Origin of the sequence: Microbacterium sp. VKM Ac-2923 (assembly GCF_022815605.1) — a bacterium.
GTDB lineage: Bacteria > Actinomycetota > Actinomycetes > Actinomycetales > Microbacteriaceae > Microbacterium.
The window spans coordinates 14,564-26,776 of sequence record NZ_JALGRP010000008.1; the positions used below are offsets into that span (position 1 = coordinate 14,564).

General features: G+C 70.8%; 11 protein-coding genes and 1 other RNA gene. 8 read left to right on the top strand and 4 right to left on the bottom strand.

The genetic code is table 11. The annotated features are described in order from the left end of the window. Nucleotides 1–17: 17 nt before the first annotated feature. The 3 genes from MT347_RS13120 to MT347_RS13130 form a co-directional block, all read right to left on the bottom strand. The gene (locus tag MT347_RS13120) at nucleotides 18–506 is read right to left on the bottom strand and encodes a hypothetical protein (RefSeq protein WP_243501632.1); all 489 of its coding nucleotides are present in this window, start codon (nucleotides 504–506) and stop codon (nucleotides 18–20) included. A 4-nt stretch (nucleotides 507–510) separates the two neighbouring features. Beyond that, nucleotides 511–2,517 (bottom strand): primary-amine oxidase, encoded by a 2,007-nt coding sequence (locus tag MT347_RS13125; RefSeq protein WP_243501633.1) that lies wholly within the window; start codon nucleotides 2,515–2,517, stop codon nucleotides 511–513. 104 nt (nucleotides 2,518–2,621) lie between these two features. Then, a complete protein-coding gene (locus tag MT347_RS13130; protein WP_243501634.1) occupies nucleotides 2,622–4,094 on the bottom strand; it encodes an APC family permease in 1,473 nt (490 codons plus the stop codon). 201 nt (nucleotides 4,095–4,295) lie between these two features. Here MT347_RS13130 and MT347_RS13135 point away from each other — a divergent pair, with 201 nt between their 5' ends. From MT347_RS13135 to ffs, 3 genes are all read left to right on the top strand, one after another. After that, entirely contained in the window at nucleotides 4,296–5,795 is a 1,500-nt protein-coding gene (locus tag MT347_RS13135; RefSeq protein WP_243501635.1) for an APC family permease, read from the top strand. Continuing rightward, nucleotides 5,788–6,492 carry a helix-turn-helix domain-containing protein gene (locus MT347_RS13140; protein ID WP_243501636.1) on the top strand — a complete coding sequence of 235 codons (705 nt, stop codon included), beginning with the start codon at nucleotides 5,788–5,790 and terminating at the stop codon, nucleotides 6,490–6,492. Before MT347_RS13135 ends, MT347_RS13140 begins: the two co-directional genes overlap by 8 nt. Nucleotides 6,493–6,558: 66 nt before the next feature. Next, nucleotides 6,559–6,655, top strand: an RNA gene (gene ffs, locus MT347_RS13145) — signal recognition particle sRNA small type. Nucleotides 6,656–6,804: 149 nt separating this feature from the next. Here ffs and MT347_RS13150 read toward each other — a convergent pair. Next, nucleotides 6,805–7,851, bottom strand: a complete 1,047-nt coding sequence (locus MT347_RS13150; protein ID WP_243501637.1) for a LacI family DNA-binding transcriptional regulator — start codon at nucleotides 7,849–7,851, stop codon at nucleotides 6,805–6,807. Nucleotides 7,852–7,975: 124 nt separating this feature from the next. Here MT347_RS13150 and MT347_RS13155 point away from each other — a divergent pair, with 124 nt between their 5' ends. The 5 genes from MT347_RS13155 (at nucleotide 7,976) to MT347_RS13175 (ending at nucleotide 12,207) form a co-directional block, all read left to right on the top strand. Further along, nucleotides 7,976–9,085: a substrate-binding domain-containing protein gene (locus tag MT347_RS13155; protein ID WP_243501638.1), complete on the top strand. Its 1,110-nt coding sequence runs from the start codon at nucleotides 7,976–7,978 to the stop codon at nucleotides 9,083–9,085. Nucleotides 9,086–9,147: 62 nt separating this feature from the next. Beyond that, a complete protein-coding gene (locus MT347_RS13160; protein WP_243501639.1) occupies nucleotides 9,148–10,197 on the top strand; it encodes an ABC transporter permease in 1,050 nt (349 codons plus the stop codon). After that, nucleotides 10,194–10,973, top strand: a complete 780-nt coding sequence (locus MT347_RS13165; protein ID WP_243501640.1) for an ATP-binding cassette domain-containing protein — start codon at nucleotides 10,194–10,196, stop codon at nucleotides 10,971–10,973. Before MT347_RS13160 ends, MT347_RS13165 begins: the two co-directional genes overlap by 4 nt. Further along, entirely contained in the window at nucleotides 10,970–11,266 is a 297-nt protein-coding gene (locus MT347_RS13170) for a putative quinol monooxygenase (protein ID WP_243501641.1), read from the top strand. Before MT347_RS13165 ends, MT347_RS13170 begins: the two co-directional genes overlap by 4 nt. Further along, nucleotides 11,263–12,207 carry a carbohydrate kinase gene (locus MT347_RS13175; RefSeq protein WP_243501642.1) on the top strand — a complete coding sequence of 315 codons (945 nt, stop codon included), beginning with the start codon at nucleotides 11,263–11,265 and terminating at the stop codon, nucleotides 12,205–12,207. Before MT347_RS13170 ends, MT347_RS13175 begins: the two co-directional genes overlap by 4 nt. The last annotated feature ends 6 nt before the right edge of the window (nucleotides 12,208–12,213 follow it).

Sequence of the window (12,213 nt, forward strand, 5' to 3'; positions counted from 1 at the left end):
CACCGTCATGTCCGCGGTCAGAGCGCGGCGACGCCCATGAGGATCACGGATGCCGCCATGGCGCCGATCTGCGTGCGGTCGAGCCGAGCCCGCATCCGTCGGCCGGCCGCGACCGAGAGGGCCGCGTAGCCGAGCACGGCGGCGGCGAGCACCGGGCCGAGCGCAGGACCGTGGGAATGTCCCGCAGCGGTCCCTCCCATGCCCAGTTGCAGCGCGGCCATGACGACCATGCCGAGCGTGGTGTGCAGGGTCATGAGCGCCGGGGTCCGCGGCGTGCGACGCTGCCGCGGCCGTCGCCAGACCGCGAGCGCCACCGCGGCCACGAGCAGCAGCGCCGTCCAGTACACCGGCGCGATCACGCTGAACGCGGCGGCATCCAGCATCGCCAGGAGCATCAGGACGGATGCCACGACCTCGGGCGGCCGCACCCGCGCGCGATCGGCGGCCAGACAGCAGGCACCGACCGCGGCGGGCGCGACCGCCCAGGCGTGGAGGATCTCGCTCATCGCCTCAGCAGTGGCATCCGGATGCGGGCTCGTCAGACGCGTGAGGACCGTGCCCGTGCGCGTCCGCGTGGGCCATGGGGGCGCAGTGCGTGTTCGCCGGCGCCGGGACGTTGAGCACCGGGTTGCGCTCGAAGAAGTTGTAGGGCTTCAACGTGAACTTCGCGTAGTCCATCGGCATGACTGGCCAATCCTCGTTGCGCGGGAAGTGCGTCAAGCCGAAGGTGTGCCAGAGCACCACGTCTTCGCCCACGAGCGGCTCGTCGCCCGCGATGAAGGCGGGGATTCCCGCGCCGCCGGGGTGCTGGTTGACGAAGTCGCCCGCGGCGTACCGCTCGTCGGGGTCGTACTTCGTGACGAAGAGGTTCTTCGTGGCGAACGCGGCGCGTGCGGCGATCGACGAGGAGTCGTCGGCCAGCAGCACCGGGGTCTCGGTGGGGAAGAGCATGTACGACGTCGCCTGGCCGCGTTCGGTCGTCTTCTCGGTCGAGGCGATCTGCCAGACGCGGTTGACGGCCCCGTCGGCGACGCGGCCCGACACCGCCTCGCTCGTGATGGGCGTCACCTTCTTGGTGAAGGCGTTGCCGGCGGGGTTGTCGGCCGAGATCGGCACGCGCACCGCGTCGATCTCGTTGACGACGTTCGCGACCCCGTCCACGGTCATGTCCAGCCGAGCCGAGAACAGGTGCTGGTGGTACGGCGCTCCGAGACCCGGCGCCACCTCCGAGGCGTAGGGGTAGTCCGCCCCCGGGTAGGCGGAGGTGAACAGGATGCCGGTGAGCTTCGCCTCGCACTCGATCGTGCCGTCGAGGTAGAGGTACCAGTAGAAGCCGTAGTCGTAGTTGCCCACGGTGGTGAAGAACGAGATGACCAGGCGGCGGGCGCGGCGCACTTCGCTGGCACCGGTGAAGATATCGGTGTGCTTCCAGAGGGTGCCGAAGTCCTCCTCGTGCATGCACACCGCGTTGCGGACGGTGCGCGGCATCCCGTTCTCGTCCGACAGCACGGCGTCGACGTAGGTGATGTCGCCGACGCAGTCGCATCCGAGTTCGAGCTCGTTCGTGTAGCGGCCGAACAGGTACTCGCCGGTGTCGAAGTAGTTCTGCCAGAAGCGGTTCGGGGCGGGGTCGGCGTAGGGCACGACCATCTCGCTGATCGATCCGCGGTACATCACCGGGCGGCCCGCGAACGACAGCTGGCGCAGGATGAGTCCCTCGCGGGTGTCGAAGCCGATGCGGAGGTCCCACTCGCCCCAGGTGACATGCTCGTCGTCGACGGTGAAGCTCGAGCCCTCGGGCTGGGTGATGACGATCGGCTTCAGACCGTCCAGCGGCGGGCCCTGCAGCTCGGGGTCGTCGAAGTTGCCGTGCGTCTCGGGCACGGTGAACCCGGGGGTGTCGACGATCTCGATGACCGCGCGGGCGGCGACGTCGATGTAGGCGGTGAGTCCGTCGACGGGATGCGCCCAGGGGTGATCGGCGGGGTGGTCCTGGCGGAACGCGAAGGTGCGCAGCACCCGTCGACCCACCTCGTTCTCGTAGCCGTAATGCCCCGCCGACAGCGGTACGAGCACGACGTCGGCGGTGGTCAGGCCCCGCGCCGCGAGGGCGGCGACCCAGACCTCGCTCTCGTTCGCGATGACGCCGACCTCCTCGAACTCCGCGTCCAGGATGGGCAGCTGCCCGTCGGAGCCGTCGAGCTCGGTGTTGCGCAGCGCGGCGCCGGTCGCGAGCGAGACGACGACGTCGAGCGAGTGGGCCGTGCGCAGGTTCAGCAGCTGCACGCGGGCGCGGCGCTCGGGGGCCGCGGCCTCGCCGCGTTCCCACGCCAGGACCTCGGCCTTGGGGGCTTCTTCCAGGCCCACGTACGCGAAGCGGGTCGCTTCATCGATGCCGGCGAGACCGGCGACGATGGCGTGGACGGCGGTGATCTCGGCGGCGGTGAGGGAGGCGAGGGGGTGGTTCGGTGCCGCGGGGGCGACGAAGGCGGTGGCGGTCGGATCGGTGAGGGTCATGGTGTCTCTCTCGGGTGGAACGGTCGGAGCGGGGGCGGGCGGGAACAGCGGGACAGGAGGCCGCGGCGCCGGGGGAGGAGCCGTAGGCGCCGCGGCCTCCCGAATCAACCGGCGATGGTGTCGGTGAGTTTCGCGTAGGCGGCGGGACGGCGGCGGCGGATCCACGCGGCCTGGGCGAAACCGAGCAGCGGGAAGACGACGACGAGCGCGAGGAGCGACCACGTCACGGCGCCGAAGACCGGGGCCCCGTCGCCGTCGACGTCGCCGACCATGATCGGGAAGTACACGACGATGATCACCGCCGACGCCAGCAGTCCCACGAACCCCAGCGCGGGGGCGACGATCGTGTTCCACACCCGGCGATCGGCGCGGGTGCGGGCGAAGTAGACGATCACCGCGACCGAGGTCGCCGCCATCAGCACCGCGATGGCGAGGGTCGCCACCCCGGCGAACCACGTGAACACCTGCAGCAGCGGATCGAGGTTCAGCACGGCGAACACCGCAGTGAGCACGCCCGCGGTCGCGGTCTGCGCGATCGAGGACACGTGCGGGGAGAGGTGGCGCGCGTGCACGGCGCCCACGCGGTCGGGCAGCACTCCGGCGCCCGCCATCGCGTGCTGGTAGCGGGTGAGCACGTTGTGGAACGACAGCACGCACGCGAACATCGAGGTCAGCAGGAGCACGTTCACGACGATCTCGCCGACCGAGCCCAGATAGAGCGCGACGGTGCGCAGCATGAGCGTGCCGGGATCTTCCGCGGCGGCGAGGATGCCGTCCGGACCCCACGCCATCACGAGCCCCCACGAGGCGAGGGTGTAGAAGATGCCGATGCCGATGACCGCACCGTAGGTCGCGCGCGGGATCGTGCGATCGGGGTCGCGCGCCTCGTCGCGGAAGATCGCGGTGGCCTCGAAGCCGATGAACGCCGCGATCGCGAACATCAGGCCCACCCCGGGAGAGCCGCTGAGGACGTTGTCGGGCTCGAAGGGCGCGGCGCTCAGCCCCTCGGGACCGCCGTCGAGCACCACGGCGGCCACCAACGCGAGCACGATGCCCACCTCGGCCACCAGCAGCACGCCGAGCACCTTGCTCGAGAGGTCGATGTGGCGATAGCCCAGGATGCCGACGAGCCCGACCACGAGGAGCGCGTACAGCCACCACGCGATCGCGGGACCGCCGAGCGAGACGACGGTGATGCTGAGCAGGTAGCCGATATAGCCGTACACCGACACCTGGATGGTCGTGTAGGTCAGCATCGCCGTCCAGGCGGCGGCGAGCCCGGCCGGGCGGCCCAGGCCGTAGCCGATGTAGGTGAAGAACGCCCCCGGGCGGGGGACACGGCGGGTCATCGCGGCCAGCCCCACGGCGAACAGCAGCAGCACGACGGCGCTGATGGCGTACAGCGCGGGGAAGCCCACCCCGTTTCCGATCAGGATGCCGAGCGGTGCGGCGCCGCCGACCACGGTGAGGGGTGAGGCGGCGGCGACCACCATGAAGACGATCGCCGTGACGCCGAGGGAGCCCTGCAGCGTCCGTTTCGCGGACGCCGCCACCCCCTTCGATTCGAGCTGGGTCATGAGGGTTCCTCCGGTTCTCGGGTGTGCAATCGAGAGTGCTCCGCGCCCGTTGCGGCGTTGTGAGGAGCGGATGAAGGTGCCGCGCCCGCGAGTGAGACCGTCTCCCGGGCCTGTCTCAGTCGACGACACGCCCCGGAAACACGCGTGTCGCGACGGGGCAACCCCCGCGGCGTACGGTCGGCTGATCCCGACGGAGATGACATGACCGCACTCTCCCGCGCCATCGCGCGGCCCGCTCCCGTCGCCGGGTTCGGCGAACGCTCCCCGCTGCACGGCCTGGAGCGCCGCCGCATCGGCATCCTGGATCTGGCCGCCCAGTCGGTGTCGGCCGTGGCCCCGGCGGCGGCGGCCACCACCGTGGTGCTGCTCGTGGCCGGCGTCGCGCCCGGCATGACCGTGGCGGCCATCGCCGCGGCGGCGGTGTTGAGCCTCGGGGTGTCCCGCACCGTCGCGCAGTTCGCCCGACGCTTCGCGGCGGCCGGGGGCCTGTACACCTACACCGCGCGGGGTCTCGGTACCCGCGCAGGCCTCGCCACCGGCGCCGCGATCGTCACCGGGTACGCGGCGGTGGCGATGTTCGCGCTGCTCGGCGGCGCCTACTACTCGACGTACCTCCTGGCGGGTCTCTGGCCCGCGCTCGACCGCCCGATCGTCGCGGCGGGCGCGATCCTCGCGCAGACGGCGATCGTCGCCTTCGTGCTCGTGCGCGGCATCCACGTGTCCGCCCGGGTGGCCCTCGTGGTCGAGGCGCTCTCGGTCGCCTTGATCGTCGTGCTGCTCGCGGTGTTGCTGGTGCACGTCGGGCCGCTTGACGTCGGGGTCGTGCTGGCGGTGCCGACGACAGGTGCAGAAGCGTTCGCCGTGGCCGCCGGGGCGGTGATCGCCGTCACCGCGTTCGTCGGTTTCGAATCGGCGGCGACGCTGGGGGTCGAAGCGGTCTCGCCGCTGCGCAACGTGCCACGGGCGATCACGGGCACCGTGGTCATCTCCGGGGCTCTCTATCTGCTCGCGGCCGTCACCCAGGTCGCGGGCTTCGACGCGCTGGGTGCCGACCTCGCCGCCAGCGCGTCGCCGGTGAACGACCTCGCTGCCGCCTACGGTCTGGGCGGGTGGGGCGTCGTGGCCGACGTGGGCATCGCGGCCTCGTTCGTCGCGTGCGCCATCGGATCGACGACGGCGCTCGTGCGCGTCCTGTTCTCCCTGAGCCGCGACGGAGTGCTCCCCGCGCGCGTCGGTCGTACGCACGCTCGCTTCGGGACGCCTTCCGCGGCCGTCTCGCTCGCGCTCCCGGCGATCGCCGCGGTGCCCCTGCTACTGGTGGGCGGGGGAGTCGACATGCGCGACGCGATGCACGTGACCCTGTCGGTCGGCGCCGCCGGGTACATCGTCGCCTACATCCTCGTGTGCCTGGCCGCGCCGGTCTTCCTGCACCGCATCGGCGAATCGACCGCCGGCGCCGCGATCGTCTCGGCGCTGGCCGCCGTGGCGCTCACGGCCGCTCTGGTGGCCTTCTTCATCGACGACACCGCGAGCGGGGGGAGCAGCCTGGCCGTGGTGGGCGTGCTCGCGGCCGTCTTCGTCGTGGTCGTCGTCGTGCTCCGCCGCCGCCACGGTTCGGACTCGATCGGCGCGTACGACGAGCCCGTCGCCGCCCAGGTGCTCGGGGGAGTCCCCTCGCCGAGGCCTCCCTACGATGGGTGAGCGCGCGGGCCCGGCCCTGACCGCCCGACAGCCCGGTGCGGTGCATTCGGCGCTGTCGGTGCTGGAGGCGGTGGCGCATCTGGGGGCGGGCGTCACGGCGCAGCGCCTGTCGACGGAGCTGGGCCTTCCCCGCGCAACGACCTATCGACTGCTCAACCTCCTCGTCGAAGACGAGTACCTCGTGCGCACCCTCGACCTGTCGGGCTTCGCACTCGGTGCCAAGGTCGCGCAGCTCGCCGCGCTCGCCGCTCCGCCGGCGCGACTGTCGTCGGCCGCGCGGGCGGTCGTGGACGATGCGCGCCGACGCGTGCGTGGCGGTGTGCACGTCGTCCTCTTCGTCGATGGACGCGTCGTCGTGCTCGACGCCGACCCTGACTTCCCTCTCTCCGACCACGCCCGCCTCGCCCGCGAGCCGGAGCGGTACGCGCTGGGACGCCTGATGCTCATCGGCGACGACAACGCCCGGGGCCCGGCCGTCGAGGCCGCCCGCCTCGACCTCGCACGGTGGGGTGCGACGCGTCAGAGCGGCGAGGTCACGGCCGCCGCCGGCTGCCTCGCGATCCCGTTGCGCGACGATTCCGGCGCGTTCGCCGGGGCGCTGGGTTTCTCCGGTGCGCGCCACCGCGTCGACGAGCCCGAGGCGACGCTGTCGGCGCTGCGGCCGGCGGCCGATGCCCTGGCTCCGCTGGTCGTATGAGGGGAGCCGGACCGCCCCGCAGAGGTGGCGCGGGGAAGGCGCGGGTCGCGCGTCGGGTAAGCTGTACTCGGCTCTCCGCGTGGCGGCATCCAGGCCAACTCCCCCAGGACGGAAACGTAGCAAGGGTAACCAGGCTCTACCGGGTGCGCGGAGGGTCTTTTTCGTGCCCGGAATCCCTATCGGCGCCCCGCCCCGTGGCGACGATCGGGCCGAGGCCGCGGGTCAGCGAGTTCGACCGCCGCGGTGCCTGATTCCGGGCGGCTGGTCGTGCCTGCGATGCCCTCCGCTCCCACGACCGCCGCGGACTCGCGGTCAGCGCGGGCGGATCTCGCCCGAACCGCGGGGGATGAGGTCGACGGGGACGACGACCCGGCGCGGGGTGATCCGCGTGACTCCGTCGAGGGTCTCGAAGAGCATCTCGGCCGCGCGCACCCCGATCTCCTGCGGGCGCTGGGCGATGACGCTGACGCCGGGCTCCATCAGATCGGCGAGGTCGATGTCGTCGAACCCGATGAGGGCGACGTCGTGGTGGCGCCCCAGTCGGCGGAGCGCGTGCACCGCGCCGATCGTGATGAGGTTCTGCCCGCTCACGATCGCGGTGGGAGGGGTCGGCAGGGCCATCAGTTCGAGCACGGCGCGCTCGGCGGCGCTCTGGTCGGTCAGGTCGCGCACGATGATCGTCGACGACTCCGGTAGGCCGAACTCCGCTGTCGCTTCGCGGAAGCCCCGCTCGCGCTCCCGCGCGGTCCAGATGTCGTGGCGGTCGATCAGCAGGGCGATCGTGCGGTGCCCGTAACCGAGCACGTGACGGGTGGCGAGCGCGGTGCCCCCGACGTTGTCGGCGTGCACGAGGTCGGCGGCCAGATCGGCCGGCTCGCGGTCGATGAACACCACCGGCATGGTCGCGGGGATCAGTTCGCTCAGGTAGCTCTGGCTCTCGGCGATGCACGTGAGGATCAGGCCGTCGACCTTCCGCCGGACGAACGCCCCCACCGCCGCGACCTCGCGATCGGGGTCGTCGTCGAGACTCGAGGCGAACACCGCGACATCGCGATGGATCGCGAGGTCTTCGATCGCGCGGTGGATCGTCGCCGAGAACGGGTTGGCCACGTTTCCGAGCAGCAGCCCGAGAGTCCGGGTGCGCGTCATGGTGCGCCGGAGATTGGCCGCGTGGGCGTCGGGCTCCCACTGCAGCTCTGCGATGGACGCGCGGATCCGCGCGGCTGTCGCCGTGGCCACATTGGGCTCGTTGTTGATGACGCGGGAGACGGTCTTGATCCCCACACCGGCGTGCTGCGCGACGTCGCGGATCGTGACGGTTCCCCCACGGGCATCGGGTCTGCCTGATAACGGTGTCATCACTTCGAACTCTTCTGATCGATTGGTTCTTGCACTCTATAAGGACATCGGGTACACCTGTCACTGACACCGTTGTCAGTCCGGTTTCGACAGAGAAGTCCCCGACCACCAAAGGACCACACCCATGCCGCTGCACCCGAAGTCCCGCGCTCTCCTCACGGTCGCCTCGATCGCCGCCGTCTCCGCCCTCGCGCTCACCGCGTGCTCGTCGCCCGCGGGTTCGGCCACCTCCGCCGCTCCGGCCGCCGCCGACGAGCAGGTCGGCGTGACCCTCATCGTCAAGACCACGAGCAACCCGTTCTTCGTCTCGATGGAAGAGGCCGCCCAGGCGGATGCCGAGAAGGCCAACGTCAAGCTGACGCTCGCCGCCGGCAAGAAGGACGGCGACACTGACAGTCAGATCCAGGCCATCGAGAACGCCATCTCGCGCGGAGACAAAGGCATCCTCATCACCCCCAACGGCTCCGCCGTCATCAACGAGATCGAGAAGGCCCGCAAGGCCGGTCTCTACGTCATCGCGCTGGACACCGTGCCCGACCCCGCCGATTCCGTCGACATCACCTTCGCCACCGATAACTTCGCCGCCGGTGAACTGATCGGCCAGTGGACCGCCGAGAAGCTGGCCGGGCAGACCGCCAACATCGCCATGCTCGATCTCTTCAGCGACCAGATCGTCACCGTCGACACAGCCCGCGACCAGGGCTTCCTCAAGGGCATGGGCATCGACGTCCCCGACCCGAGCAAGAACGGCTCCGAGGCCGCGTCGGGCACCTACACCGGCGGCAAGGGCGGCTCGTACACGATCGCCGGTCACCAGGCCACCCAGGGAGCCGAGGACGGCGGCCGATCCGCGATGGAGACGCTGCTGTCGAAGGACCCGAACATCAACGTGGTGTACACGATCAACGAGCCCGCGGCCTACGGCGCGTACCAGGCGCTGAAGGCCGCCGGCAAGGAGAAGGACGTCATCATCGTCTCGGTCGACGGTGGGTGCACGGGCGTCGGCTACGTCAAGGACGGCATCATCGGCGCCACGGCGCAGCAGTACCCCTCCAAGATGGCGTCGCTCGGAATGGAGGCCATCGCCGAGATCGCCCGCGGTGGCGAGGCTCCCCAGCCCAGCGACGGCCTCGACTTCTTCAGCACCGGCCAGCAGCTCGTCACCGACCAGCCGCAGACGGGTCTCGAGAGCCTCACGTCCGACGACGCCGCCAGCACCTGCTGGGGCAAGTGATCCCACGGGGGCGCGCCGCTCGGCGCGCCCCCGACCTCTCACCTGCGATCGGGAAGACCCTCATGTCACAAACGCCCTCCACCCCCCAGACCGCGCCGCCGACGTCGGCCCTGCACCTGGCCGACGAGTTCATCTCGCGTCAGACGCCGATGCAGCGCGTGCGCAACGTCCTCTACCGCTACCCGGCTGTCAGCCCGGCCCTCGTGCTCGTCGTCGCCGTCATCGTCTTCGGCATCATCAACCCCCGCTTCCTCGCCCCGGCCAACCTCTCGCTCATCACGCAGCAGGTGGCCGTCATCGGCACCCTGGGTGTCGCGCAGACGCTCGTCATCCTGACCGCGGGCATCGACCTGTCGGTCGGTGCGGCGATGATCCTCAGCTCGGTCGTGATGGGCAACGCCGCCGCAGGGCTCGGCATCCCGGGCCCCCTCGCCCTGGTGATCGGGCTGATCGCCGGTGTGCTGACCGGGTTGATCAACGGCATGCTGGTGACGCGCCTGAACCTGCCGCCCTTCATCGTGACCCTCGGCACGCTCAGCATCTTCACCGCGCTGCTGCTGCTGCTCTCCAACGGCGCGACCGTGCAGGGAAGCGACCTGCCCGAGATCCTCACCTTCACCGGAACGACCTTCCACATCGGCGTCGACGTGACGTTCGGGGTGTTCCTGATGATCCTCGTCTACGCCGTCGTCTCCTACGCCCTCGGACGCACCGCCTGGGGACGCCACGTGTACGCCGTCGGCGACGACAAGGAGGCCGCCCGCCTCAGCGGCATCCGGGTCAACCGCGTGCTGTTGAGCGTCTACCTCGCCGCGGGCGCCATCGTCGCCGTCGCCGCCTGGATCCAGATCGGCCGCGACTTCGGGTCGAGCCCCAACGCCGCCGTCGACGCCAACCTCAACGCGATCACGGCCGTCGTCATCGGTGGCATCAGCCTGTTCGGCGGACGCGGAAACGTGTGGGGCACCCTCCTCGGTGCGCTCATCGTCGGCGTCTTCCGCAACGGCCTCGCCCTCGCCGGCCTCGACGTGCTCTACCAGACCCTCGCCGTCGGTGTGCTCGTCATCGTCGCCGTCTCGATCGACCAGTGGATCCGGAAGGTTCGCAAATGAACGCCGCAGCAACCGACACGCGCACGCCCGTCCTCTCGGCCACCCGCCTCGTCAAGACCTACGGGCACGTCGTCGGCCTCGACGGCGTCAGCCTCGACCTCTACGCCGGCGAGGTGCTCGCCATCATCGGCGACAACGGTGCCGGCAAGACGACGCTCATCAAATGCCTGACGGGGGCGGAGATCCCCGACGGGGGCGAGCTGCGCCTCGACGGCCAGCCGGTGAACTTCCGGCGCCCGCAGGACGCACGGGAGGCCGGCATCGAGACCGTCTACCAGTCGCTCGCGGTCTCGCCCGCGCTGGACGTGGCCGCCAACATGTACCTCGGTCGCGAGATCCGGCGCGCGGGTCCGCTCGGGTCCGTCTTCCGCATGCTCGACACCAAGACCATGCGCAAGAACGCCCGCGACGAACTCACGCGTCTGGGTATCTCGACCCTCCAGGATGTGACGGTCGCCATCGAGAACCTCTCCGGCGGTCAGCGTCAGGCCGTCGCGGTCGCCCGCGCCGCGGCGTTCGGATCCAAGGTCGTGGTGCTCGATGAGCCCACCGCGGCCCTCGGTGTACGCGAGAGCAACCAGGTGCTCGAACTCATCAAGCGTCTGCGCGACAACGGGGTGCCCGTCATCCTGATCAGCCACAACATGCCCCACGTGTTCGAGGTGGCCGACCGCATCCACATCCAGCGTCTCGGCAAGCGCGCCGGCACCATCACCCCCTCCTCGCACACCATGAGCGAGGCCGTGGCGATCATGACGGGTGCGCAGACGCTGTGACCGGCAGGTACCTCTACGCGCAGTTCACGGCGGAGAAGGGGAAGGGCGACACCGTCGCCGACCTCCTCCGGGGCTATGGCGACGACGTCTCGGCCGAACCCGGCAACGTCCGCTTCGACGCCCACCGGCTGGCCGATGATCCCGACAGCTTCTTCGTCTACGAGGAGTACGCCGACGACGCCGCGTTCCGGGCGCACCTGGCGACGAGCCACTGCGCCGCGTTCAACGAGGCGTTCGCGCCCCACGTGGTCGGTGGCGGATCCACGCTGACGTGGTTGAATCCGGTGTCATGAGCGCATCTATTCCCTCGGTCCGAGCCCTCGTCATCGGCGAGGCGCTGATCGACATCGTCGACCGCGCCGGCGTCGAGAGCGAACACGTGGGCGGCAGCCCCCTGAACGTCGCGGTGGGCCTGTCGCGGCTCGGCGTCGACACGACCTTCGCCACCGAGTTCGCCGATGACGAGCGGGGGCGTCTGATCGCCGCCCACGTCGAGGACTCCGGCGTCGACGTCGTGCAGACAGCGGTCGATCAGGAGCGCACGTCGACCGCCCGGGCCCGCATCGGGGCCGACGGCTCGGCGACGTACGACTTCGACCTCTCGTGGGAGTTCGCCCGCGCACCGCGCACCGACGGCTTCGGCATCGTGCACGTCGGGTCGGTGGGCGCGCTGCGCCCTCCCGGCGCGCACCGGGTGGTCGAGCTCCTCGAGGCGCTGCCGCACGACGTGCTCGTGAGCTTCGACCCGAACGTGCGCCCGGCCCTGCTGCCGTCGGTGGCCGAGACGCGCGACCTCGTGCACCGGTACGCCGCCCGCGCGACGGTGGTGAAGCTGAGCGACGAGGACGCCGAGTGGCTCTACCCCGACGACCCGTCCTCGGCTGCAGCCCGCCTGCTCGAGCAGGGGGCGTCGATCGTCGTCGTCACCCGCGGTGCCCACGGGAGCACGCTCTCCACGCGCGCCGGCGATCTGCACGTGCCCACCCTCCCGGTCGAGGTCGTCGACACGATCGGCGCCGGCGACTCCTACATGTCGGGGCTGATCGCGGCCCTCGCCCAGAAGATCGGTGTCGAGCGCCTCGTCGAGGGGCGCTTCGAAGAGGTCGAGCTCCGGGCGGCCGTGCTCGCGGCCGCGACCGCCGCCGGCGTCACCGTCAGCCGCGCGGGCGCGAACCCGCCGACGACGGCTGAGCTCGACGCCGTCCTGCAGCAGAGCACCATCACCGCCTTCTGACCGCGT